The organism is Ensifer adhaerens (assembly GCF_000697965.2).
GTDB lineage: Bacteria > Pseudomonadota > Alphaproteobacteria > Rhizobiales > Rhizobiaceae > Ensifer > Ensifer adhaerens.
Window position 1 is genome coordinate 974,164 of the sequence record NZ_CP015881.1, and the last position, 24,847, is coordinate 999,010.

18 protein-coding genes are annotated in these 24,847 nt (G+C 61.7%); 10 read left to right on the plus strand and 8 right to left on the minus strand.

All coding sequences use genetic code 11. The features are described from left to right. Positions 1–3: 3 nt before the first annotated feature. Together FA04_RS24075 and FA04_RS24080 are read left to right on the plus strand one after the other, a co-directional pair. Positions 4–909 (plus strand): UTP--glucose-1-phosphate uridylyltransferase, encoded by a 906-nt coding sequence (locus FA04_RS24075; RefSeq protein WP_034798018.1) that lies wholly within the window; start codon positions 4–6, stop codon positions 907–909. Between the two features lie 73 nt (positions 910–982). Further along, positions 983–3,343 carry a polysaccharide biosynthesis tyrosine autokinase gene (locus FA04_RS24080; protein ID WP_034798020.1) on the plus strand — a complete coding sequence of 787 codons (2,361 nt, stop codon included), beginning with the start codon at positions 983–985 and terminating at the stop codon, positions 3,341–3,343. Positions 3,344–3,371: 28 nt separating this feature from the next. On the opposite strand, the gene FA04_RS24085 is transcribed toward FA04_RS24080, so the two are convergent. Then, positions 3,372–4,826: a TrkH family potassium uptake protein gene (locus FA04_RS24085; protein WP_034798022.1), complete on the minus strand. Its 1,455-nt coding sequence runs from the start codon at positions 4,824–4,826 to the stop codon at positions 3,372–3,374. Positions 4,827–5,180: 354 nt separating this feature from the next. Between FA04_RS24085 and FA04_RS24090 the strand changes: the two genes are divergently transcribed. Then, on the plus strand, positions 5,181–5,423 hold the full coding sequence (locus FA04_RS24090) for a hypothetical protein (RefSeq protein ID WP_034798024.1): 243 nt from the start codon (positions 5,181–5,183) through the stop codon (positions 5,421–5,423). Positions 5,424–5,471: 48 nt separating this feature from the next. Here FA04_RS24090 and FA04_RS24095 read toward each other — a convergent pair whose 3' ends face one another. The 7 genes from FA04_RS24095 to FA04_RS24125 all read right to left on the minus strand — a co-directional run bounded on the left by FA04_RS24095 (position 5,472) and on the right by FA04_RS24125 (position 15,311). Beyond that, the gene (locus tag FA04_RS24095; protein ID WP_167550721.1) at positions 5,472–6,545 is read right to left on the minus strand and encodes a glycoside hydrolase; all 1,074 of its coding nucleotides are present in this window, start codon (positions 6,543–6,545) and stop codon (positions 5,472–5,474) included. Between the two features lie 46 nt (positions 6,546–6,591). Then, complete coding sequence (locus tag FA04_RS24100; RefSeq protein WP_034798026.1) at positions 6,592–7,764, minus strand: polysaccharide pyruvyl transferase family protein; 1,173 nt, start codon at positions 7,762–7,764, stop codon at positions 6,592–6,594. Positions 7,765–7,906: 142 nt separating this feature from the next. Then, a complete protein-coding gene (locus FA04_RS24105) occupies positions 7,907–9,085 on the minus strand; it encodes a polysaccharide pyruvyl transferase family protein (protein ID WP_034798028.1) in 1,179 nt (392 codons plus the stop codon). A 38-nt stretch (positions 9,086–9,123) separates the two neighbouring features. Further along, complete coding sequence (locus FA04_RS24110; protein ID WP_034798031.1) at positions 9,124–11,805, minus strand: glycosyltransferase; 2,682 nt, start codon at positions 11,803–11,805, stop codon at positions 9,124–9,126. Then, positions 11,792–13,264: a DUF6212 domain-containing protein gene (locus tag FA04_RS24115; protein WP_167550715.1), complete on the minus strand. Its 1,473-nt coding sequence runs from the start codon at positions 13,262–13,264 to the stop codon at positions 11,792–11,794. The genes FA04_RS24110 and FA04_RS24115 overlap by 14 nt, the downstream gene beginning before the upstream one ends. A gap of 174 nt (positions 13,265–13,438) precedes the next feature. After that, entirely contained in the window at positions 13,439–14,692 is a 1,254-nt protein-coding gene (locus FA04_RS24120; RefSeq protein WP_051659390.1) for a glycosyltransferase family 4 protein, read from the minus strand. A 46-nt stretch (positions 14,693–14,738) separates the two neighbouring features. Further along, positions 14,739–15,311, minus strand: a complete 573-nt coding sequence (locus FA04_RS24125; protein ID WP_034798035.1) for a MarR family transcriptional regulator — start codon at positions 15,309–15,311, stop codon at positions 14,739–14,741. Between the two features lie 232 nt (positions 15,312–15,543). Here FA04_RS24125 and FA04_RS24130 point away from each other — a divergent pair, with 232 nt between their 5' ends. From FA04_RS24130 to FA04_RS24160, 7 genes are all read left to right on the plus strand, one after another. Continuing rightward, positions 15,544–17,289: a type I secretion system permease/ATPase gene (locus tag FA04_RS24130; protein WP_034798037.1), complete on the plus strand. Its 1,746-nt coding sequence runs from the start codon at positions 15,544–15,546 to the stop codon at positions 17,287–17,289. Continuing rightward, entirely contained in the window at positions 17,286–18,704 is a 1,419-nt protein-coding gene (locus FA04_RS24135; RefSeq protein ID WP_034798039.1) for an HlyD family type I secretion periplasmic adaptor subunit, read from the plus strand. Before FA04_RS24130 ends, FA04_RS24135 begins: the two co-directional genes overlap by 4 nt. A 311-nt stretch (positions 18,705–19,015) precedes the next feature. Then, the gene (locus FA04_RS24140) at positions 19,016–19,675 is read left to right on the plus strand and encodes a calcium-binding protein (protein ID WP_034798040.1); all 660 of its coding nucleotides are present in this window, start codon (positions 19,016–19,018) and stop codon (positions 19,673–19,675) included. Between the two features lie 66 nt (positions 19,676–19,741). Continuing rightward, positions 19,742–21,994 carry a glycosyltransferase family 2 protein gene (locus FA04_RS24145; protein ID WP_051659391.1) on the plus strand — a complete coding sequence of 751 codons (2,253 nt, stop codon included), beginning with the start codon at positions 19,742–19,744 and terminating at the stop codon, positions 21,992–21,994. After that, entirely contained in the window at positions 21,991–22,836 is an 846-nt protein-coding gene (locus tag FA04_RS24150) for a class I SAM-dependent methyltransferase (RefSeq protein WP_034798041.1), read from the plus strand. Before FA04_RS24145 ends, FA04_RS24150 begins: the two co-directional genes overlap by 4 nt. Continuing rightward, positions 22,833–24,095, plus strand: a complete 1,263-nt coding sequence (locus tag FA04_RS24155) for a glycosyltransferase family 4 protein (RefSeq protein ID WP_034798043.1) — start codon at positions 22,833–22,835, stop codon at positions 24,093–24,095. Before FA04_RS24150 ends, FA04_RS24155 begins: the two co-directional genes overlap by 4 nt. 10 nt (positions 24,096–24,105) lie before the next feature. Beyond that, positions 24,106–24,837 (plus strand): hypothetical protein, encoded by a 732-nt coding sequence (locus tag FA04_RS24160; protein ID WP_034798045.1) that lies wholly within the window; start codon positions 24,106–24,108, stop codon positions 24,835–24,837. Positions 24,838–24,847: the final 10 nt, after the last annotated feature.

The following is a 24,847-nucleotide window of genomic DNA, read 5'->3' on the forward strand; positions in this document are numbered from 1 at the left end:
ACCATGGACCGTATCAGGACCGTCAGGAAAGCTGTGATCCCGGTCGCCGGCAATGGAACGCGGTTTCTTCCCGCGACGAAGGCGATACCGAAGGAGATGTTGACGATCGTCGATCGTCCGGTCGTGCAATATGCGGTCGATGAAGCCCGTGAAGCGGGCATCGAGCACATCGTTTTTGTGACCAGCCGCAACAAGCAGGCGATCGAAGACCACTTCGACGACACGCCTGAACTCATCTCGTCGCTGACCCGCTCCGGTAAGAACGCCCAGATTTCCGAACTGGAGCAGATGCTGCCGCGCGCCGGTTCCGTCAGCTTTACCCGCCAGCAAGCGCCGCTCGGCCTCGGCCATGCCGTCTGGTGCGCCCGCGATCTCATCGGCGACGAGCCCTTCGCACTGCTCCTGCCGGACATGCTCTGCCACGGCGGACGCGGCTGCATGGCCGGTCTTGTCGACCTCTACCGTCAGACCGGCGGCAACGTTGTCGGCGTCGAGCAATGCGCTCCGGAAGATGCCTCGAAATATGGCATCGTCGGCAAGGGTACGGCCGTCCCCTATGGCTTCGAAGTCACCCAAATGGTCGAAAAACCGCTTATGGGCGAAGCCCCGTCCAATTTTTATCTGAATGGTCGTTACATCCTGCAGCCGCAGATCTTCGACATACTCGCCCATCAGCCGCGCGGCGCCGGAAACGAGATCCAGCTAACCGACGGCATGCTGAAACTGTCGCAAAATCAAGCGTTTCACGCTCATCCCTATGATGGGCGCACGTTCGACTGCGGCTCCAAGGAAGGCTTCATCGCGGCCAATGTCGCCTTCGCGCTGGCGCGTTCCGATCTCGGCGACGCGGTCTATGCCTCGGTCAAGGACATGGTCCTGTCTCACGAAGGCCGCATCCGCGCCGCATAACTGGCTTCGGCGCCTCTTTTGAAAAGAAGAGGCGCCAGCCTTCGGACCAAAGGGAAACGGACAGAGCGACCCAATGAATCAAAGAAGTCTCCCCTTCAACAGTGTCGTACCGCGCAACGTGGAGGAGCCCGACGGCTTCATCGACCTCGATCGTCTGTTTTCGGTCGTCTTGCGTCGCGCCAGAATGGTCGGCCTGTTTGTGGCGCTCTTCATCGCGCTCGGTGTCGCATACCTGGTCTTCGCAACACCGCTCTACACATCGGCAACGCAGGTCCTTCTCGACGAGAACCTGTCGAAATTTGCCGAAGAACAGGCGCCGCCGCAAAACAGCGCCCTGCTCGACACCCAGATTGCCAGCGCCGTGGAAATCCTGAAATCCGGCGAACTCGCCCTGCGTGTCGTCGACAAGATGAACCTTGCCGACAACGATACCGTCCTCAATCCGCCGCGCTCGCCGTTCGACGTCGTCAAGGACGGGCTGAAGTCCGTTACGGGCATCTTCTCGAGCGGGCCGGAGATTTCCGAGGATATGGCCCGCAACGGCCGGAGGCAAAAGGCGGCGGCACTGCTCCAGCAGGGACTGGCCGTCGAACGCGTGACGCGAAGCTCCGTCGTCTCGCTTGCCTATCGTTCCAGCGATCCGCAGCTTGCCGCTGGCATCGTTCGCACCTATGCCGACGCCTATCTCAACGACCAGCTCAACGCCAATTTCGAGGCGACCGAACGGGCCTCGGTCTGGCTGCAGGAACGTCTTGCAGACCTTCGGCAGCGCACGCAGACCGCGTCTCTAGAGGTCGAAAAATACCGCAGCGAAAACGGCCTGACGCTTGCGCGCGGCGAACTCATGTCGGAACAGCAGCTGGCCGATCTCAACAGCCAGCTGATCATTGCCCAGGCCGATAGCGCAAGCGCTTCGGCGCGCTACAAGCAATTCCAGGCGATCGTCGACCAGGGACCGGAGACGGCCGTCAAGAACGCCACGATTTCCGCTAAGGAAGGCGACAACTCGGTCATCCGCGATCTACGCACGCGCTACCTTGCGGTCAGCAAGCGCGAACAGGACGTGAGCCAGAGCTTCGGCGCCGACCATCCGCAGGCCGTGTCGCTGCGCAAGGAGAAAACCGATGTCGGCCGCCAGATCTTCCAGGAACTGCAGCAGCTGACGGCAAGCTACCGCAACGAATACGAGGTGGCGCGCTCACGCGAAGCGTCGCTGCGCGAAAACATAGAAGGCACCACCGGCCGCAACGCAAATGCAAATGTCTCGCTCGTGCACCTGCGCGAACTGGAGCAGCGGGCAGCCGCGCTGAAGACGCTCTATGAGACCTATCTGAACCGCTACGAGCAGGCCTCTCAGCAGCGCTCCTTCCCGATCGCCAAGGCGCGGGTGATTTCCAGCGCCGGCGTCCCGGCCTCGCCTTCGAGCCCGAAGAAGACGATGGTGCTGGCCCTTTCGGCGGTGCTCGGCCTGATGGCGGGCGGCGCGTTTGCCGCTTTCCAGGAATTTCGCGAGCGGACATTCCGGCTCGAAGGCGACGTGCGCGCGATCCTCGGTCATCGGTCGTTCGGATACATCCCGCTGGTCGGCCCGCGTCACCCTGGAACGACGGATCTCGTTCGCGCCAAGCTAATGAAGAACAAGATGCCGCCACCGGTAACGCAAGGGGCGCCGTCGTTCGAGCGCCTCAGCCGCATCGTGCTCGACGCTCCGCGCTCGTCCTTCACCGAGACCTTCCGCAACGCCAAGCTCGCCTGCGACCGGATGCTGACCGGCAACGGTTCACGCGTCATCGGCATCGCTTCGGCGGTGCCCGATGAAGGCAAGTCGATCATTGCCGCGAATTTTGCGGCCCTCCTTGCCGCAAGCGGCAAGAAGACCCTTCTGATCGATGCCGACATCCGCAAGCCGGGTTTGAGCAAGATGATCAATCCGCCGCCGAAGGCGGGTCTGGTGGAAGCGTTGATCGGGCAGGCATCCTGGCCGGCGGGCATCAAGATCGACCAGCAGACGAAGCTTGCGATCCTGCCGGTCGGCGGTGAAGCAGTGGACGGCAACGGCCCGTATGACAGCCATGAGCTGCTTGCGTCGCCGGCCATGGCCGAGCTCATCGACAATGCACGCAAGTCCTTCGACTATGTCGTCGTCGATCTCGCGGCACTCGCCCCGGTCGTCGATGCCAAGGCCTTCGCGCCGCTTGCGGACGGCTTCCTCTATGTCGCCGAATGGGGCCGGACGCCGTCGCGCCTGGTGCGCGACCTCTTGCATTCGGAGCCGCAGATCAATGCCAAGATCCTCGGCGTGATCCTCAACAAGACCGACATGCAGGAACTGGCAAAGTACAGCGACTTTGGCGGTGCCGAGCATTACCGCCACCGCTATGAGAAGTACTACATCGAAAGCGCCGGCACGCGCCGCAAGACCGAGGCCGCCTGACAGGGCGCGCCTCGTTTCGACCTGTCGCTCAGTCCCTCCAGAAGAGCGGTGTCAGGATGACCAGGACGGTCAGTATTTCCAGACGGCCGAGCAGCATCATGAGCGACAGGAGATAGAGCGCCGGGTCGGTCAGCGTCGAGAAGTTGCCGGCCGGCCCGATGATCGGGCCGAGCCCGGCGCCAACGTTTGAAAGCGCCGTTGCGACCGCTGACACCGCCGTGACGAGATCATAGCCCATCGCCCCCATGGCGAGGCTGCCGAAAGCCCAGATGAACATGTAGGCCGTGAAGAACATGAACACGGTGCGCTGCACGTCTATGTCGACAAGTGTCTTGCCGTAGCGCACCGTGTGGACCGCATTGGGGTAGATCAGCTTGAAAAGACCGGCGCGGATAGAATTGAAGATGATGATGAAGCGGTAGGCCTTCATGCCGCCCGCCGTCGAACCGGAGCAGCCGCCCATGAAGGTGGCGGCAAAGGCAAGTGCGACGATGAACTCACCCCAGAGCATGTAATCGTCGCTGGCAAAACCGGTCGTCGACAGGATCGACGAGACGGTGAAGAAGCCGTGCGCCAATGCCTCGTGCGCCGAGACCCCGTTGACGATCCGCTGGTAGAGACTTGCGGCGAGCGCAAGTGCCGTCAGATAGGACAGAAAGACGATGATCTGCGGATCCTTCAGCGTATCGAGCCGGCCACGAACGATGAAGAGGATGAGCACCGAAAACGGCAGGCTGCTCAGCGTCATGAAAAAGGTTGCGACCCAGAGGATCGGCAGGCTGTTGAAGTAGCCGAGCGAGGCATCGTGGGTGGAGAAGCCACCGGTCGCGACCGTCGACATCGCGTGGTTGATCGCGTCGAAACGGCTCATGCCCAGATAGGAGAAGATGATCGTGCACGTCACCGTCATCACGACATAGATCAGGATGAAGGCGCGCGTGAAGGTGACGATGCGGGCGAAGGGCTTTTCGGTGGTGTCCGAGGACTCCATCTTGAAGAAGGACATGCCGCCGACCCTGAGATAGGGCATGACGAAGAGCCCGAGCGCCACAATCCCGATACCGCCGAGCCAGTGCAGAACCGAGCGCCAGAGAAGAATGCCCGGAGGCGCATGGTCGAGGCCGCTGATGACGGTCGAGCCCGTTGTCGTGATGCCGGAGACCGATTCGAAGAAGGCCTTGGCGAAATCGAGCTTCAGCGACGACAGCCAGAAGGGCACGGCGCCGACGAGAGACACGACAATCCAGAGAAGATTGACGACGAGAAAGCCCATCTTGCGGCTGAACAGCGGCGAGCCGCCCTGCGTGGCAGCGATCGCCAGAAGCGACAGACCGCCAGTCGCAAAGGCCGAACCGGCAAACACTCTCCAATTGGGATGACCATAGAACAGATCGACTGCGGCCGGCAGCAGCATCGCGAGCGACAGATAGAACGCGGCCTTCGCGGCGATGTTGATCGCGGTCTGATAGAGGGGTGCATGCAACGGTTGATCGCCTCAGCGCATTGTCCAGGACCGAATCGGTCCTCTGGATCTGCGGCCATTCAACCTCAAAGGCGCGCGATTCGCACCGGCTCGGGACAGAGAACCCTCTGGTAACCAACAGTCAGTCCCGTATTTTCGTCGATTTTGTCCCATGGGCGCGGCAATCGTGTCCAGGCGGTCCCGGCAAATGCCGCGTGAAAGGCGCCATTTCCATGCTGCACTGCGGCATTTTGCCCAATCAACTCTAACTCACGAAAAGATCACGACTTTTGGCCGCGGCAAGTCATCACCTTGACTTATTTCCACGTGTAAAGCCTGCTTCATCCATTCCACATGCAACCTTGAGCACAACCGATGACCCCCGCCCGTTTCACCCAATGCCTTCTCGTTCTTCGTTGGACGCCGATCAATCTGGCAAGCGCCCTCCATTGCAACCTGGCATGGATCGAGGCGATGGAGACCGGGGACGAAATGGTTCCGGAGGAACTGGCAACCTGGCTGGAAACGCTGGCGCGGACCCACGAGGAGCTCGGTATTCCCGTCACCTACCGCGGTAAGGGGCTTGAGCCTGCGACGAGCCGCGCAACGCGGCGCTGATCCCGCGGAACGATGTTCTGTGCAACTCGCGCCCGGAAGCGCCCTGCATCAATCGCCCTTGGCCGGTTCGATCGCAAGCGCGCCGGCCGGGCTCAGAGCTCCGCAGCGCCATAGCCGGTAGTTCTGCTGGGTGTCCCAGTCGTAGTAGTAGGCGGCATCCAGGCGTTTTTCTTCGGAAAGCCGCTCGAACACCGTCCGCATGGCCGTCATCGCCCCTTCGCGCTCGCGATCATCGACGGGGCAGCTACGCGCCGTGTTGGCAATCCCCCATTCCGTCACCCAGCAGGGCCGCCCCCGGTCGGCAGGCGCGCAGAAGTCGAGAAGTTTGGTGACGATCGACGTGATCGCCGGCTTATCCTTGCGCGCCGGGTAGATGTGAATGCCATAGGCATCAACAAGTGCGTCCATGCCTCGCGCCTTCAAAAGGGCGATCACCTCGCCGGGGTCCAGCCGCTCCATTCCCTGGCGGTCCGCTTCCTTGGCTCCCATGTCGGAGAGCCCGGCGGAGACGATGATCGCCTTGTTGTTGGCGCTCGCTCTTGTGGCGTCGCGGGTGATCTTCAGCGCCGCGACATATTTGTCTAGACCTTTTCCAAATGCCTGGGGATCCCTGAGTTCACTGAGAAGTCGCGGCGTCGCTCGGCCCGGCTTCTCGTAGACGGCGAGGTCGCCGTTATAGCCGGCGAGGTTGATCTCGTTTCCCGGTTCCACCGCGTCCAGACGGATGCCAAGGGTATCGATGCGCTGCAGAGCTGATGTCAGGCCCGTGCGGTAACGATCAAGGTCCAGATCGGACAACCGGTTGATATCCCAGATGCGCCCGAAGCCGGTGCGCGGGGTAACGCTGTCCGGATAATAGCTTTTGTTCGACAACTGGATTTCGAGCAGGATCCGCAGACCCAGCCGGTTGGCAATCTCCAGCGCGTCGATGCTTTTGTCGACAGGGCGCGACAACGATAGCCGCACATGCGTCGCGCCGCTGTCGGCAATGTCGCGAAGGATGCGTTCCTGATCCGTGCGTTCCAGCCACGCGAGATTGAGCCGATTGACGCCGTAGCGCGCGGCCGCAGTCTCGCCCGCAAACGCCGGAGCGCCACGCGAAAGCCCCGCCCAGGCGACCAGGGCGGCCAGGAGCAGCGCCAAGGGCGCTGCCCGGTTCAGGGGCAGATTAAATGCCAACCTGTTTAAGCGCACTTTGGAAGTTCGCCTCGCATGCCGAATAGCGTTCGGTAACCGCCTGCGCATCGATCTTCGACAGGAAGTTGGCGAGATGCGCCTTCTTGTCCGCCTCACGATTCCAGACGCCCGCCTCGATATAGGGGAAGCCGATGAATTCGAGCATCTCGCGCATACGGTCGTCGACGGCGATCATCAGCGAAGGCGTGCCCGCCTGCATGCCAATGACGCAGCCATGGAAGCGCCTGCCGATGCAGAGGTCCCGGGTTGATGACCAGGCGCGCCACTGGTTGGTGTCGAAGAACACCATCAGTTCGTTCTGCCGCTGCCACTTTTCCTGATGCTTGTATTCGGTCTTGCCGGTGATGCGGCCGCTGGAGCGGTCATAGACCGGCGCGTTGTCATCCACGGGAAGGGTGAGGTTATAGGCGACGACTTCGTCCTGGATGACGTAGCTGGCCACGCTCTCCGGCTTCAAGAGCGCGTGGGCATCGACGATGGTGTCGGCGACGCTACCGAGATAGCCGCCGAGCGCGAGCTTCTGTGCCGAGGCAAGGTCTGCGTTGGCAAGCGACGTCAAGGAGTGGCGCATCTCGTTGGGAGCGAAGAAGAGCGAGGGGCAGCCGGTCGGCTTGACGAACTTCATGCCCTCCGCGCGCAGGAACTCCGCGGTGAAATAGCCGCGGGTCAGGAAGAAGCTTTCCTTCTGCTTCAAGACCTCGAGGAACCGCAACGTACCGGCCGGCAGGTTTTCTTTCAGACCTTCACGCTTCTGGATGCCGATGCCCATCACCAGAACCGGCATCTTCAGCTTCTCGAACACATCCGCTTCGAGATCGGCCGAGTATCCCGGACGCAGCAGGTTCGCCGAAGCGAACACGCACATGTCGAATTCCTTGTTCAGGGCATCGTAGACGTCGTTGGCGCCGCGGCTGTTGACCAGATGCCAGAACGGCACATAGGTCACGTCATGACCGCGCAAGGCATAAGCTGCGCCCTCGCCGATCAGGTAGTTGCCGGTGTTGGCGATCTTCTTGACCTGATCGACCAGATCCTTCTTGCTTCGGATATCGTCGAAGTAGGGTTTGTGATGAACCGTCGCACCGGAAACGCGCGCCACGGTACGCTGGAGGTAGGAAGGGATTCCGGTGAGCAGGATACGCATCGATACACCTGGTTTGTGGACTGGCCCACAGAGTTGAGGAAGAGGGAGGGCGGCACGAGGAAGCGGATCTGCAAACCCCACCGTGCCGCCCGAACATCATGAATTGAGCGCCTCGGATCGAACGCGTCCGAGGCATCACGGTTTAGAGGCCGATGCCGATCTCCCGCAGCACCGTACGGAAATTGCGTTCGCGATCGGAGTAGCGGTCGACCAGTTCCGACGCGTTCAGCCCGGCCAGATGGCTGGCAACGAACTCCGCCCGGTTTTCCGCCTTTTCGAGCTCTTGGACGTCGACCGACGGCAGGCCGGTGAAGCCCAGCATTTCGCGCATGCGATCGTCGACAGCCACCATCAGGCTCGGCACGCCTGCCTGCATGGCGATGATCGAGCCATGGAAACGACGGCCGAAATTGAAGTCCATGTGCGAGGCCCAGGCGCGCCACATGTTGGTATCGAAGAAGGTGCGTACATCGAAGGGCACCTTCTGGCGCTCCGCGCCCGGGAAAGCGAGCTCGCCGAGCATCTTGCCCGAGCAGGAATCGAAGACCCTGCCATCGGCATCCGGCTCGACCTTCATGTCGAAGTGCAGGAATTCGTCCTGGATGATGTATTGGGGCTTGGCGCCTTCCGGGTTGAGCGCGATCGCATCGACGATACAATCGTGATTGGCGCCGAGATAGCCCGAAAAGATCGTCTTTGCCTGACCAATCTTGACGTCGGGCAGCTTCTTCATTGACGCGCGCATGTTGTTCGGCGCGAAATAGACCGAGGGGCAGCCGGTTGGCCGGACGTACTTGAATCCCTGGTCCTTCAGGTAGCCGGCGGTTTCGTAGCCGCGCGTGAGGAAATAGTGCTCGCGGTCCTTGAGAACGTCGAGCAGCCGCTTCGTCCCCTCCGGCAGGCCGGTCTCCAGATCCTTGCGGTTCTGGTGGCCGATGCCGAGCATGACAATCGGCATCTTCAGCTTGCTCAAGACATCAGCCTCGGCATCGGCGGAGAGGCCCTTGCGCAACAGGTTCGCGCAGGTGAACACGCAGATGTCGAAGTTGTTGTTGAACTCGTCGAAACCGGTGCCGTTCTTATGGCAATTATAGAGGTGCCAGAACGGGATTTGCTTGGCATGGGGAGCAATGGCGCGCAAAGCCCCTTCACCGATCAGATAGTTACCGGTGTTGCTGATGTTGCGAAGCTCCTGAAGAAACTCGTCCTTGGATTCGGGCTGTTTCTGCCGTTCCGAATAGGAAACCGACAGGCCATTCGCGCCGTTTGCGAGGCGCGTGTAATGACCAGGAATACCCGTCAGGAGGATTCTTGGACGCATGCGTAAGTCCCTTCTCTTTGAAAAGTCGTACGGGTCGATCAGCCTGCAGCTGCGACGCCGGTATTGGATGTGTCTCGCGCCCGGATGACCTTGGCACGCGAAAGCGAGGAATTGTTCACGGCGCCGTCGCACCAGCCGAGGAACTCCGAGAAGGAGTTGGACCAGGCGCGGCGCGCCGCTGTTCTCAGGCAACCTTCCATGATCGGCGCCAGCAGGTTGCGATCGCGCGAAACCTCGGCGATCGCCTTGACCATGTCGCGCACCACCTGGGGATCGGACGAGGCATCGATTAGGATGCCGTCCTCGCGATCGACGATCAGTTCGTCGACGGCGCCAACCGCGGTTGCGATCGGCACGCAGCCGAGCTGTTGGGCTTCGGCGATCATCAGCGGGGCACCTTCCCAGCGCGAAGGCATGATCAGAACATCGGCCCAGCCGAGCGCCTTGATCAGGTCGCGGCTGGCAAAGACCGGTGGGCGCACGTCGACGCCCAGTTCCTTGAGCCGGTCCGTCCAGGAGAACGAGGCATCCGCCAGGATCTCGCCACCGATCGCCCGCGCATCGAACGACACGTGTGCGGCCCGCAGTTCGGCGATCGTCGCGGCCAGGCGGTCGATGCCCTTCTGCTGGTCAAGACGACCCATGTAGAGCAGCCGCAGCCGGTCGTCCTTGCGCTCGATCCGCCGCACCTGCAGCACGTCTGCAAGCACCTTGGGCGGCACGGAGAAACTTGCGCCGTTCGGAACGGCAAAGATCTTCTCCAGCGGCACGCCGAAGCTGTGCAGGTAGAACTTCAGTTGTTCCGAGCAGGTGAGGAAGGCGTCGTAGCAATGCTCGTGGGCGATGGCTGCAAAGGGCTGGCCGGCCGGGCGCTTGAACGGCGTGTTGTCGACGACGTGCAGATAGCAAGCCGTGCGTGTCCCTTCCGAGCGCAGCCGTGCGATCAGCGGATGCATCGCCATCACGTGGTTGTTGATGACGAGATCGAAGCCTGAGAGCTGACCTTTAAGCGCACCCCAATCGACTTCATGATGGTCGGCAATGAAATCCTGGCCGAGGAACGAGCCGGAGCCGCCCCAGGCCGGGATGCCCTGATCCCAGAAGTGAACATAGTCGAAGCTCGAATCGAACTCGTCGATCACGTCCATCCGGCTGGTGCCGAGCACGAACAGATGCGTCTCGTAGCCCGCGGCCCTAAGTTCACGCGAGGCGGCGTAGATGACCTTCTCGGCGCCGCCAAACGACGCGTTCGGCACGAGAAGCGCTGCAGTTTTCTTGCCGGCTTCGCTGTGCCCGAGCGGCAGCACCGGCGAGCCGCCGATTTCCGTTCGCAAGGCCTTGTGCAGGTCGGAATAGGGCATGAGCCGCGCGGGGCGCCAGGTCCAGCGACGGCCGGCCGTGCGGCGAAGCGGACTGGTGGCGATCGCGTTGACGCAGTTGATCATCACCTGTTGCGGCGTGATCAGCGTGCGGCGCGGCAGGGCGCGCGGGAACGGGAAGCGCACATTGAGAACCGCCGAGGTCGGCCATACCTGCTGCGTGCCGATAGAAGCAAACCAGTCGAGCGCATTGTTGCGGATGACGTCGCGCAAGAGCGCCGTCGAAATGAAGATGAGATCCGGTTGGCCGAGATGCTGGGCGCCGGCGTCGAGGAAGGTCGGCTCGATCTTGCGCTGCGTCGCGTCGTTGCCGAGATGAACGAAAACGACGTTGGCTTTCTCACTCAGGCGCTCCAGGTGACAAAGCACGTTGGGCAGCATGCGCGAGCGCAAAAGCAGATCGATCGTCGCACCGCTGCCGGCCATGACGAAGGGCGGAAAATGCACGTTGTCGGGCTCGCCGGTGCTGGCCCAGAAGGCTGGGATGATGTCGTCGAGGCGCAGCCGCTTCGGTTGCTTCGTCGGATCTGTGAAGAACGAGATCGCCGCGTCTTCGGTGCGCGCGAAGAGATAACGCGGGCACTCCTCATGCTCGAAATCGACGAGCATCGGCCGCTGGAACAGCGCCTTGTGGCGCTTTCTGAGGAAGCTCACGGATGTCGCGCGGTCGCGGTTGGCTTCCTTGAAACGGCTTTCGGCGCGCAGGCGGTATTCGAACGTCGTGTCATGGCAGGGCGTTCCGACAAAGCCGTGCTCGACGCAGGAAAGCCAGAACTCCCAATCCTCAAAACCGTTCTGTCGGTCGTCGTTGAACCGAACGCCTTCCTGGAAGACCTCGATCGAGATCATCGAGCCGGTGTCACAGATGTTGTCCGTGATGCAGTGGACGAGCCGCGAATACTGGTTGCCGTAGTGAGCCCGCCAGCTCACCGAGAAGGTGTCAATGTTGGTATAGACCCAGCCGGCGCCGCTTTCGTGCAGGCGCCGATAGAGGGTCTCGATCGTTCCCGGCAGGACTCGGTTGTCGGCGTCAAGGAAATAGACGGCCTTCGCCTCGGGCAGATTTTCGAGCACGTAGTTGATGGCGCGGTTGCGCGCGCCGCCGGGGCCGGCGTTTCGCCCGAAGACCACATGGATATCAGGGTGGGCCCCGGAATAGAGCAACAGTTGATCGAAGGTTTCCTGCCGCGGGTCGCCGTCGACCGAAACGACGATGGCAATACGGCAGCCCTCGAGGTCCGATGCAAGCGCGGATTCGAGCGCTTCGAGCGCCAGCGCCGCATGGCCATAGAGCGGCATGGCGATCGCAACGAGGTCCCTTGGATCGCTATTGCTGGACATGAGACGCACCACTCGACTGCTTGACCATCCGGAAGCCCGACACCTTGAGCCAGGAGAAATCGACCGAGTCGGTTACGGCGCGGCTGAGGATCATCAGATCCATGGGCTGGCGCACCGGCTCGTCGAGCTGGAAGTTGATGTTGATCGGCTGCTCATTGGTGACCTCGCGCCAGCCGCTGAAGAAGGCGGACGGCTTGACCACCCCCTTGCGAGCCAGTTCCGCCACTTCGGAGCGCGCGTTCGAGCCCGCTGGCGCGAGCAGGAAGCTGACGGCTGCCGGGGCGCCCTTGGGATGATCGACCACAGCGCTTGCGGAGAAGGATATGGTGCCGGGCTCGACAGCGCGACCGACGGCGCCGGCCGATACCCCATTTGCAAGCGGATGGCAGACGACGGCGTGTTCGTGTTCGAGAAAGCGCACGGTCTGGAATTCCGGGACGACCGGCGTCACCGATACGTCAACGATCTGGCTGAGCAGATCGACCGAAAGCCGGTAGTCCTCGATGAAGTGGCCGTCGAGCAGCGCGGTCGGCGCGATCATGTTGGGCATGCGCGTCGGCTTGACGCCGGGCAGGCCGGTGTAGACGCGGAACGCTAGAGGGCGCAGATCAAGGTCGGCGTGTCGGGTCTCGGACCGAGCCGTATAGTGTTCACTGGCGATGGGATAGCCGAGCGAAAGCCCGATCGTTTCACTACCGGTCGTCGAAACGCGAAGCCGCAGTGTCTTCGCGCCTCCCCCGCAGGTGCGCGGCAGGGCAAAGAAGTTCCAGCTCGGAACGAGCTGCGAGAATGGAACGGCCCACTCTGCAACCCCCTCGCCGCTCTCGACATAGCTCAAGACAACGACCAGTTCGCCGCCGTCCCGCGGGACCGAGTTGAAGTGAAGCCCGATGCCGGCGACGCCATGGCTGGAGACCGGCAGGAGCTGTTCGACAAAGGCATTGGCAATCAGATGGCCGATGCCCTCGTCCTTGGGATCGACATAGGGGTCGTGCGCAAAGACTTCGGCGACCGGTTCCCAGTTGCGTGCCTGGAACGCATCTTCGAGCGCGCGGTAGTTTTCAAGCAGCGTTTCACGCTCGCGGCGAAGCAGCGCAAGCTCGGATGTGATTGCCGACGAGAACCGGGCAAGCCGCCCGACACCACCATCGACCAGCGCCTGAATGAGCCCAGCGCTTTCGCTGACGGCCTCGGCGCTCAAGCGCTTGATCGGGATATCCGGGACGGTGCCAAATGCTCGCAGCGAGACGATGCCGTCGGCCAGATCCGCCTCGCCCTCGCTAGAAAAGGCGAGCCCGATCAATGGAAACACGTTTTCCAGGGTCGCATCAGGCCGATCGCCTGCCGGAAGAAAATGAACCAGGTGCTCGATGCCACTGCCCTGGACACTCGCCCTATCGTGATCCGAGGCCAACACCAGCTTTCTCTTCGCCTGCGAATACCTCACGCCAGAAGACACCAACCCTTGCACGCGCCACCCTCAATTCAACCGAATTCTCTCTGTAGTTGAATCCCCCAATCCGAAATAAACCGGCGAATTCAACGACCTAGAGAAAGCATATCAAGGTTATTTGCACTGCACAATAAGTTATATTTGCGTTTTTCGTGAAATAATAGTTCGGCTTTTGAAGTATTATGCAGATGAGACCCGTAATATTTGAGTGGATCCAGGGGTTCCCATTGCCTTATCCAGCAATGTCATCTGTCGCGCAATGCAATCGCCCAGACGGAACCTTTGCTCGACGGTGCGGCGGGCGGCTGCACGCAAGTCGGAATACTTCTCCGGTTGCTGCAAAGCGCCAGAGATCGCCTCCGCGAGCGCATCCGTATCGAAGAACGGCACGAGCAGGCCGTTGCGGCCGGAGCTCAACACCTCCTGCATCGGCGCGGTGTCCGATCCAATGACGAGAGCGCCGCAGGCCATGGCCTCCAAGACCGACCAGGAAAGCACGAAAGGATAGGTCAGATAGATATGGGCGGTTGAAATCTGGAACAGCTGCTTGAGGACACCATGCGGCACCACGCCTGGAAACAGGAACCGGTCGGCCGGGATATTCAGGGATTGAAGCAGATAGTCCTTCCACGAGCCGCCACCGGGCGGTGGGGCGCCGTAACTGACGCCGTCGCCACCGACGAAAACGAAAAGCGCATCGGGATGGCGCTTCGCGACCTTTGCGGCCGCCTCCAACGCCTGCGGGAAGCCGCGATAGGGCTCGAGATCGCGGGCGACGAAAGTAACGATCGGCGGATCACCCGCCTTTAGCACCCGTCCGTCCGGAAGCTTCAACGATGCCGACGGATCGGGACGGAAGACGCGAGTGTCGACGCCCTCGTGGCAGACGGCGATACGGGCGCGATGCTCCGCCGGATAAAGGCTCCGTTGCCATTGGGTCGGGCTGAAGCCGCCATCGATCGCATCAAGCGTCAGGAGTTGCGACATGTTGCGCAGCCGCAGTCGCTTACGCGTATCCTGGTCGGGCTTGTCGTCGGGGGCAAAGCCGATATCGGCCCCTTCGGCGCGGTAGAAAAACTCGCAATAGCCGAGTGCCGGGACATTCGGCAACACATCCTTGACGAAGGTCATACCGCCCCAGCCGATGTGCCCGACGATAACGTCGGGCACCTGCCCCTGGCGGGCCATGGCATCGAAGGTTTCGGCGACCCGGTGACCGATCCGGACATGATGGTCAGGCACACCAAGGTGCCTTCCCATCTGCGAATTGGCCTGCGGGCCGGGTTCTGCTCTGTGGCGAACGACACGCGTTGCCGGAATCCGCTGATCCACGGTTTCCGTCACGAGTGTCACTTCATTTCCGGTCTGCGCCAAATGAGACGCGAGAGCGGCGAACTGGCAGAAGCCGCGCCGGTGTACAAATGCTACGTGCATATTCCCTGCCTATAGCCGTTGAAAGGACAGCCTGTGCGCGGGCATCTCAGATGCCGTAGCGCGTTGCATTCCCCCAAACCAGCTCGAGCCGGTGCAGTGTTTGAAATGCGGTTTCGAGATTGCGCCGGTCCTGCTCGCCGTGGCTGAGGACACGTTCATAGGCGCCAGCCGCCTTGCGTAAGGAATCGCACAATTGCTTGCCCTTCTCCGAAAGCTTGATGCGGGCCGAGCGCCGATCGCGCTGGGAGGCGGCCCTGTCGATATACTCTCCGTCGCCCAACTGCTTCAGGTAGTAGGAAACGTTGGAGCCGACATAGTGGCCACGGTCCAAAAGCTCCGCCACCGACACTTCCGCATCGCCGATCGCCAGAAGGACCATCGCCTGTGCCGGGCCGATATCGTCGACGCCAAGCTTCGTCAGCTCGGCACGCAACAGGCCGGTAAAGCGCCGGCTGGCCCGCTCCATCATCCGTGCCAACTCGAAATATGTGACCACGGACGCTTCGCTCTCCTGGTCAATATTGTCATGTTCAGGGGCACTTCCAGCTGCGTCATCCCCGGGGCGGATGGCAACAGCGCCGCCAAAATCTGCGAACGGATAGAGAATCCTTTGATTCATCCCTCTCTCCAACTGAGCATTACTACAATATTCAAAAATTACTTCAAATTTTGAAGCAATTTTTCGCCCCCTTTACTCCCCCCGAATACGACTATCTTGAGCATTCCACCATTATTGTGTCACACTTATCACGGCAACACTGTGATTTAAGTGATAACAAACAAAATAGCTTCCTCAAGACCCCAACGAACTTATCCAGAAAATCGCCACGCGTGACAGCAAACGAGGCAATATGATTAGCAAGAACCAAATTGGGCCAAAGAAGGCGCAAAATGGAGCAAACGATCCGCGGCTGCTTATTTTGAAGGCGCGCCGCGTGTTTGTTTTGGCACTTATTTATGCAGCCCTGCTGAGTGCTTGCATCGGCATATTGCAGCTCTCGACACCACTCTACATGATGCAAGTTCATGACCGCGTTTTGAACAGCCAGAGCATGGACACGCTGACCATGCTGACGATTCTCGTCATCGGCGCACTCGTGATCTACGGCGTGCTCGAATACATCAGGGCTTTGACGTTCCAGGCGATGGGTAGTGCGGTCGTGCGCTGGCTGAACCTGCCGGTGCTGACCGCCGCCGTTCAGGCGGCCGCCGATCAAGGGCTGACCCGGGCGACCCAGTCGCTACGGGACCTGGCGGAATTGAGAAGCTTCCTCACAACCTCTGCCGTCAGCGCCCCACTCGATGCCGCCTGGTCGCCGATCTTTCTCGGGGTGCTCTTTGCGCTGCACCCAATGTTCGGCCTTCTTGGCGCCATTTCCATTGCCCTGCTCGTATGCTGTGGATTGCTGACTGATTTGCTGACTCGCCGGCTGATGAAAGAGGCCAATCAAGCCAATATCGAGGCCGTTTCGAAAATTGGTTCAAGCTTGCGCCATGCCGAGGCGATCGAGGCGATGGGCATGCTGCCGGCACTTGCCCGCCGCTGGCGCACCGCACAGCTGCACGCGCTCGACGCGTTGGAAACCAGCGGAAGCCGCAGCAAGGCGATGGCTTCGATCACCCGTTCGCTGCGCTTCATGATCCAGGCGGCCGCACTGGCAACAGGCTCTATCCTCGTGATGAAACAAGAGATTTCCCCCGGCGCGATGATGGCGACGACCATCCTCGTCGGACGCCTGCTCGCCCCGTTTGATTCGATGATCGAGAACTGGCGTCAGTGGGTGCTCGCCATCGCAAGCTGGCGCCGGATAGAGACTGCGCTGAACCAGGATCTGGCCGTACGCCAGACCATGCCGCAGCCGCGCACGCAGGGCGATCTTGTTGTGGATAAGCTCGTTTACGCGGCGCCCGGCCTCGATGTGCCGATCATCAAGGGCGTTTCCTTCTCGCTCTCGCCCGGCGAAGTTCTCGGCATCGTCGGCCCCTCGGCGGCGGGCAAATCGACACTGGCCCGGCTCCTCGTCGGAATTCAAAAGCCGACCACCGGCGGCGTCTTCCTCGACGGCAACAATGTCTATCTGTGGGAGCGCGCTTCCTTTGGCCAGATGACCGGTTACCTGCCGCAGTCGGTTTCGCTGCTCGAAGGAACCATCCGCGACAACATCTCGCGCATGGAGGAAGGCGAACCCCAAAAAGTGCTCGAGGCGGCTCGGCTTGCTGACGTGCACGACATGATCGGGCGCCTGCCGCTCGGCTACGACACTCCGGTCGGCGATGGCCACCTGACGCTTTCGGGCGGCCAGCGCCAGCGCATCGCTCTTGCCCGCTGCCTTTACGACCATCCTCGCCTGATCGTTCTCGACGAGCCGAACGCCAATCTCGACGCCATCGGCGAGCGCGCATTGATCCGCGCGATCGAGCGGGCGCGCAACGACGGTGCGATCGTCATCATGATCGCCCACCGGCCGACGATCATGCAGGCCGCCGACAAGCTGCTCGTTCTTGAAAACGGGCGCATCACCCAGTTCGGCCCGCGCACCGACGTGGTCGCATCCATGACACCCGGGGAGCCGAGACGGGAAGGCGTATCCGCATGACGAACAAACAGAACCTGCCAGCCTCTCGCGACGCACGCACACTCGTGGCCAAGGACGACCGCGCGAACCTGCCCGCGATCCCCGAGCGGCCCCACCCTCTGCACGGGCTGGATGCGGACGCAGAAGGAAGCGCCACCGCGCCGCTGCGCGGCGTGGTCCTTGCGGGCCTGACGACGATCCTCGTCGCCTTCGGTGGTTTCTTCGGTTGGGCGTTTTCAACGGAACTCAGCAGCGCGTCGGTCGCAAGCGGCACGATCGTGGTCGATTCGAAGCGCAAGACCGTCAGCCACTTCGAAGGCGGCATTCTCGACCGCCTCCTCGTCCAGGAAGGCGATCGCGTCACGCTCGGCCAGCCGCTGGTCAAGCTTGCCGACACCCGCGCCCGATCCGACCTTGAGGCACTGCAAAGCCGGCGCCTTGGGCTGATCGCAAAGCTTGCCCGCCTCAGGGCGGAGCAGACCGAAGCCGCGCAGATAGATTTCCCCGACGAGCTGATGGGCACCGCGGAAACCGCTGCCGACGACGCGGTGAAGGCGGAGACAAACTTCTTCGACCGCCGGCGCGAAGCAAAGGCCGGCCGGCTCGAGGTTCAGGGCAAGACCATCGAAGAGTACTCGGAAAGGGCCAAGTCGCTTGCCGAGCAGATCAGAGCGACCGATCGCCAGATCGAACTGATCACCGAGCAGCGCACCGCGATCGCGACGCTGGTTGCCAAGGAATTTGCCCAGCGCTCCAAGCTGATCGAGATCGATGCCAAGCTCAGCGAACTTGCCGCTTCGCGCGGTGAGCTTGCTGGCAACAAGGCCCAGGCCGAAAAGGCGGAAGCCGGAGCGGAACTCGGGCTGACCGGTATCGAGAACGAATTCCAGTCGGAGATCGCCGGCGAAATCACGACCGCCCGCCTCGAACTTGCAGATGTGGGACAGCGCCTCGTCTCGGCCAAGGACGTCTTGAGCCGCCTCGAAATCCGCTCGCCGCAGACCGGTATCGTCACCAACATTCAGTTGCGCACACCGGGCAGCGCGGTCTCTGCCGGCCAGCCCTTGCTCGACATCGTGCCTGAGGACGAACCGCTTCTGGTCGAGATGCATGTCGGCACCCGAGACATCGACAGTATCGGCATCGGCTCAAAGACGCAAATCCGGCTGACCGCCTACAACCAGCGCTCGCACCTGCCGCTCGATGGCGAAATCAGCTACGTCGCAGCCGACCAATCAGTCGATGACAAGTCGAACGTCTCCTACTACGTGGCGCGCGCCCGCATTGCGCCGGCCTCGCTCACCGCCAACCCGGACATCCGCCTCTATCCCGGTATGCCGGCGGAAGTGCTGATCGTGCACAAGCCGCGCTCGGCGATCGATTACATGGTTTCGCCGATTGCAGAGAGCCTCAATCGAGCCTTCCGGGAAGACTGATCCAGAAGGCTCCAACACCGCCTGCGCCGGCGAAATTCAATTTCGCCGGCAATTTGTTTCTAATTTTGAATTTATTTCTAAGTAATAACAAAACTATCGCCCCTTAGATCTCAGGGATAATCATCAAACTGATACAAGATATACATCGTAGGTAGCAGATAATAATACAGTGCAGCTGATTTTATTTCTTTTTTGCTGTTGCCATATGTTTTTTTGCAGTGCAATGTCGCCGCGCTCGCCACCGGTTTGAGACCGAGGATGAGCGCAAGCACAACCAAAATGACGTACGCAACAACTAAGAGGAGTAGCATATGGCCACGTTGGAAGGCGGCGCGTATGATGACGCCCTTTTTGGCTCACGCTTCGACGACTTCATTCACGCTCGCGCGGGTGATGACTTCGTGAACGGAGGCAATGGCGACGACACCATTTTCGGCGACGAAGGTGATGACATGCTGTTCGGCGGTAACGGCAGCGATACCCTGTTCGGCGGCTGGGGTGACGACGTTATCCATGGCGAGAACGGGAACGACGTTCTGTTCGGCGGCCAGGGTGATGACCTGCTTTACGGCGACAACGGGAACGACATTCTCATTGGCGGCGGCGGCAGCGACCTGCTGATGGGCGGCCGAGGCAGCGACATCCTGTTCGGTGGTGCCGACAACGACATCATCAACGGCGGCCAGGGCGACGACGTCATGACCGGCGGGGAAGGCAGCGACGTGTTCGTGTTTGACGGCGGTGGCGGCAACGACGTCATCCTCGACTTCACGCCCGGCGAAGACCTTCTGCAGATTTCGAAGGACATCAACGGCCTCGACATTTCGTCGCCGGAAGATCTGGCATCGCGCGTCACCCAGGTTGGTGGCAACGTGGTCATCGACTTCGGCCATGGCGATACGCTGACGCTCGTCAATGCGGACGCCGACGACATCCAGGCGAACCCGAACCACTACTTCACGATCCATTGAGATTGACTGGCGCGCCCCACTTCCTCCCGTGGGGCGCCCTCCCTTTTCGTCCTTCAGGAGTAGCGCGTGACGGCAGACGACCGTATCAGAAGCTTCGGCCTCGACTTCACAAGCGCCGCAGCTTTCAGGCTCGGCTTCGACGTTGCTGTGCTGATCTGGGACGTACCTTCCGAACTCCCGGCAAAGACAAAACACGCCCTTTCCGCGTCGCGGTCCCTCGTCCCTCTCGTCAGCATGGCGCTTCCGCGCGCCCAAGGGGGCCAACGGATCTTCTGGGCGATGCGCCCCGGAAACGGCCGCGAACTCGGCGAAATCGCGGCGGACGGCGAGATCTTGCAGACGGTGGTTCTGGAACCGACCGCCAAGCTCCCTTTCCTCGATCTGGCGGCCCAGCTTTCCGATCTCCAGCCCGAAGGTCGTCTCAAGTTTCTCAATAATCTGTTGACGGTCTGGCGAAGCGCGTTTCGCCTGTCTCGTGACGAGTTCTTTATTGGCCTCGTCGATGACGTGATCCACGCCCTGAACCTTGGGCAGCGCCCCGCAACCATCGCCTGTCGGCTGGCGCATGGCCGCTATCTGGCAGAGACGACCGTCAATGCCGAGCTCGGCGAGATCAACGCCATCTATGCGCTCGGCGCCGAGGCGATTTTGCCGCTGCCGCAGCAATTCGCCGTAACCGGCCGAACCGAGCGCGGCCAGCGCCGCTGCCATTTCGTTCTTGAATCGCCGCGTGCGCCCCAGGCGCTCTCACTCATCATCATGGGAAAGCGCGGTATCGCCGTGCGTGAGCTTTCGCCGCGCGGTTCCCGATATCCCAACCTCCAGCAATGGTGGCCTGAGCACGGCGCAGCGCCGGGCTTGCGCGAGTTCGTCGTGCGGTCCTTGAGCGAGGTTCCGGAAAGCGGGACGGCCCTTGCGATCGACCTGCAGCTTCGCTCCGCCCTGCCGGCAAAGCAGGCGGGCAAGTCCGCACTACATCCGGGTGCTGAGATCGACCTCGCCCTTGCCATGTCGGAAGGCCTGCTCATAGGCGGCTGGACGCGGGACGCGAACGGCGTCCTTGCCGGCATCGACTATCTCCAGGAAGATGGCACGGCCTTGCCGCTCGATGGCAACTGGTATGAATTTCCGGGCTGGGCCCGCGGCGCCGAAGAAGGCTCCAAGACCGACGTGACCGGTTTTGTCAGCTGGCTGCCGATGCGCGATCCGCTTGGGCCCCTTCTTCAGCCGCGCTTCCAGTTGCGGCTGGCGTCCGGCGCAGTCAAGCCGCTGGTGCCAAAACCGCAACCCTTCGACCCAGCAACGCAACGCAACCGCATCCTGCGTGCCGTTCCGCCCCAGCACGCCAACGATCAGGCATTCCGCACGATCCTTGCGCCGGCGCTGAAGGACGTGGAGCAGCGACTGGGCAAGACGATCAGGGTCGACCAGACCAAGGACTTCGGCCCGATGATGGCCGCGCCTCTCATCTCGATCGTCGTTCCCCTCTACCGCGTGCTCGACTTCCTGCGCTTCCAGCTGTCGGGACTTGCGACCGATCCTTTTGTCGCGGCCAACGCCGAGATCATCTACGTGCTCGATTCCCCGGAGATCCACGACGAGACGGAACACCTGCTCGGTGGCTTCCATCTGCTTCACGGGCTTTCGATGAAGCTCGTGGTGATGAACCGCAACGGCGGCTATGCCCGCGCCTGCAATGCCGGCGCGCGGTTTGCCCGCGGTTCCGTCATTGTCATGCTCAACTCGGACGTCGTGCCCTGTGGGGCCGGCTGGCTGGAAAAGCTTGCGCTGTCGGTGCTGAAGGAAAAGTCGATCGGAGCGATCGGCCCGAAACTGCTGTTCGAGGACGGCTCGCTGCAGCATGCGGGCCTCTATTTTGCCCGCAACAAGCAGGACATCTGGCTCAATCACCATTTCTACAAGGGCATGCCGGGCGCCTATGCGCCGGCGCAGCAAATGCGGAGCGTCCCGGGCGTCACCGGCGCCTGCCAGGTGATGCGCAAGGAGGTGTGGGACCTCGTCGGCGGCTATGCCGAGGACTTCGTCATTGGCGACTACGAGGACAGCGATCTCTGCCTCAAGATCCGCCAAGCCGGCTTCGACATCGTCTATGAGCCGGCAGCCTGTCTCTATCATCTGGAGCGGCGCTCGATCAGCCGCAGCCAGGATTACACGCGCGGCGTCGCCAGCCAGTACAATGCATGGCTGCATACCGAGCGCTGGAACCAAGACATTACCACCCTGATGCCATCCTACCTCGGCGCCGAAGAGGCGGCAGCGCCGAGCACCCGTAAGCCTGCCGCCAGGAGCGCCGCATGAACCAGCCCGCACTTCGCCACGCAGACAACCTGCAGCCGGCCTGGCAACAGAACGAAGACCGTATCGAAGGCATGCTTCAGACGGTTCTCACCAATCGTTTCCTGCCGCAGCCGGACCAAAACAGCGTCTTCGTCGGAGATGGCAACTACCGGGCTGTCGGCGCGGAGTTTCTCGGCCACTTCATCCGCATGGGCGGATTACAGCCGAAAAGCAGCGTGCTCGACATCGGCAGCGGCATCGGCCGCATGGCCGTTCCGCTGACGCAATATCTCGATAGCGATCACGGGCGCTATGTCGGTATCGACCCGGTGGAAGGCGGCGTCACCTGGTGCCGTCAATCCGTCACGCCGGTCTATCCGAATTTCACCTTCCAGCATGTCGACATCGCCCACGAACTCTACAACCCATCAGGCAGGATCAACGGCAAGGCGCTGAAGCTACCTTACCCTGATCGCCAGTTCGACTTCGCCATCATGACGTCGATCGTCACCCATCTGCCGCCGGACGAAGTGCTCGTCTATTTCAGCGAGATCAACCGGATGCTGAAGCCCGGCGGACGGCTCTTCGTCACCGCCTTCGTGGCCGATAGCATCGCCGCGAAGGATGAACACGGCCGGCGGGATCCCCGCCTTGCCTTCGTTCGCAGCGGCGACGGCCCCTGCTGGTTCGTGCCCGGCCTGCCGCCGCTTGCCGCCGTCGGTTTCGACGACGGCTTCCTCGACCGGGCGCTGGAGCGGGCAGGCTTCACGACGGTCCTGAAATCGCTCGGTCACTGGCGGGGCCAAAGTGCCGGTCACTACCAGGATGTCTTCGTCGCCGAACGCCGGAGTGTGAGCGGATGAAGAAGCGTATTCTGGTCGCCGCGCACAACCATCCAGCACTTCACCCCGGCGGCACGGAGATTTTCGCGCACGACCTCTTCCGTGCCTATCAGCGGGCCGGTCACGAGGCGCTCTTCCTCGGCGCCACCAACCAGACCCACCGCCAGGTGCGGCCCGGCACGAGCTTTCAGGCGATCGGCCCCGAAGGCGACGAGGTACTGTTGTGGTCCGGCCATTTCGATCGCTTCTTCTTGAGCCAGATCGACCTCTATGGCGTCGTGCCTGACCTTACCGAGCTTTTGCGCGATTTCCGGCCGGATGTGGTTCACATCCACCATCTCCTGCTGCTTGGCGCCGAGTTTCCGCACATCGTCCGCCGCACCCTGCCCGACTGCCGGATCGTGATGACCCTGCACGACTACTACCCGCTTTGCCATCACGATGGGCTGATGGTGCGCACCAGCGGCAAGGAGCTTTGTCACAAGTCGAGCCCCGACCGTTGCCATAGCTGTTTCAAGGACATTCCGCTCGATCGTTTCGTGTTGCGCGAGCAGCATCTGAAAGCATTGCTCAGAACCGTCGATCGCTTCATCTCGCCGAGCCAGTTTCTGAGACAACGTTTCATCGACTGGGGTCTTAACGGCGACCAAATCGACGTGATTGCCAACGGCCTGCCGCCACGAGACGCGCCGTCGCGCAAGGGCCAGCCGGAGAACGATCGGCCGGTCTTTGGCTATTTCGGCAACCTCAATCCGTGGAAGGGCACGTCGGTGCTTCTCGAGGCTGCGCGGCAGCTAATCGACGAGGGCCTGCGTTTTGAGCTGCGGGTGCACGGGGGCGCCCCCTTCCAGGCCGACAGTTTCAAGGACGAGATCGCCCGGCTCTTCAAGAAGACGGCGCCTTCGGTCCAACAGCGCGGCGCCTACAGGCGCGAAGACATCGGCGGCCTCATTGCCGCTGTTGACTGCACCATCGTGCCTTCGATCTGGTGGGAGAACGCGCCGCTCGTCATCGGCGAGGCGCAGTCTCAGCGCAAACCGGTGATCGCCAGCAATATCGGCGGCATGGCCGAAATGGTGCAGGACGGCGTCAACGGCATCACCGTCTCGCCGAACGATCCGCGTGCGTTGGCTGCTGCCATGCGCCGCATAGCGGAAAGCCCTGACCTTCGGCGCCGCCTTTCGGCCAATGCCCGCAAGCCCAACGATATCGATACCACTGCCCGGCGCTATCTCACGCTCATCGACGCGATCGAGCCCCGAGAAATCGTCGCCGCCTAGAGGGAAGACCATGTCTGTAGCAGCCGACAAACCGGACGTCGCACCGGAGCAAAACAATGCAAAGCCGCTGAAGGGCCGCGTGGACGCGATCGACCAGGGCCGCGTCTTCGGCTGGGCCTTTGACCCGGAAACCCCGGAAAAGCGGCTTGCCATTCGCGTGCTTCTCGACGGCAAGGTGATCGCCGAGGCACTCGCCGACCGCAACCGGCCCGATCTCAAGCGCAACGGCATTGGCGACGGCAACCACGCGTTTGAAATCGCGTTGCCTGAGATGGCGAGCGCGCGCAGCGGTGAACTCGTCGTGCTTGCGGCGACCGGCAAAGGCGGCGAACTGCCGCTTCGTGTTCCCAAGCCCGACGAACAGGCGGCTGAAGCGCTGATTGCAGCGCCACTTGCAAAAGTGCTCGACAAGCTCGACGTGCTGATGGCAGCGCAACGGCAATTGCAGGTCTCGCAGCGTTCCGCCCTGCGGTCGAAAGTCGACGACGGCGACGAAGCCGAAAGCCCCGGACTTGCAGCAATCAGCGATGATGTCGCGAACCTCCGCGGAGAGATCACCCAACGGTTGACCGATCTCGACGTCCACCTGATGCGGCTCGACGGTGTAATCGCGGGTATGGAAAAGAGCCTCAACGCACTGAAGCAGCGCTCGAACGGCGATTTGAAGCCGGCGTTTCTGCTACTCTTCGTGCTTGCGGGCTTTGCGGCAGGCGCGATCCTTTCCGTCTTCCTTCGGACCTGAGGCGCATCTC

Bases quoted from the DNA above. Each gene is read 5' to 3' on its own strand.
- FA04_RS24075 (WP_034798018.1), top strand. From the start codon at position 4: ATGGACCGTATCAGGACCGTCAGGAAAGCTGTGATCCCGGTCGCCGGC.
- FA04_RS24080 (WP_034798020.1), top strand. From the start codon at position 983: ATGAATCAAAGAAGTCTCCCCTTCAACAGTGTCGTACCGCGCAACGTG.
- FA04_RS24090 (WP_034798024.1), top strand. From the start codon at position 5,181: ATGACCCCCGCCCGTTTCACCCAATGCCTTCTCGTTCTTCGTTGGACG.
- FA04_RS24100 (WP_034798026.1), bottom strand. From the start codon at position 7,764: ATGCGTATCCTGCTCACCGGAATCCCTTCCTACCTCCAGCGTACCGTG.
- FA04_RS24105 (WP_034798028.1), bottom strand. From the start codon at position 9,085: ATGCGTCCAAGAATCCTCCTGACGGGTATTCCTGGTCATTACACGCGC.
- FA04_RS24110 (WP_034798031.1), bottom strand. From the start codon at position 11,805: ATGTCCAGCAATAGCGATCCAAGGGACCTCGTTGCGATCGCCATGCCG.
- FA04_RS24120 (WP_051659390.1), bottom strand. From the start codon at position 14,692: ATGCACGTAGCATTTGTACACCGGCGCGGCTTCTGCCAGTTCGCCGCT.
- FA04_RS24125 (WP_034798035.1), bottom strand. From the start codon at position 15,311: ATGAATCAAAGGATTCTCTATCCGTTCGCAGATTTTGGCGGCGCTGTT.
- FA04_RS24130 (WP_034798037.1), top strand. From the start codon at position 15,544: ATGATTAGCAAGAACCAAATTGGGCCAAAGAAGGCGCAAAATGGAGCA.
- FA04_RS24135 (WP_034798039.1), top strand. From the start codon at position 17,286: ATGACGAACAAACAGAACCTGCCAGCCTCTCGCGACGCACGCACACTC.
- FA04_RS24140 (WP_034798040.1), top strand. From the start codon at position 19,016: ATGGCCACGTTGGAAGGCGGCGCGTATGATGACGCCCTTTTTGGCTCA.
- FA04_RS24150 (WP_034798041.1), top strand. From the start codon at position 21,991: ATGAACCAGCCCGCACTTCGCCACGCAGACAACCTGCAGCCGGCCTGG.
- FA04_RS24155 (WP_034798043.1), top strand. From the start codon at position 22,833: ATGAAGAAGCGTATTCTGGTCGCCGCGCACAACCATCCAGCACTTCAC.
- FA04_RS24160 (WP_034798045.1), top strand. From the start codon at position 24,106: ATGTCTGTAGCAGCCGACAAACCGGACGTCGCACCGGAGCAAAACAAT.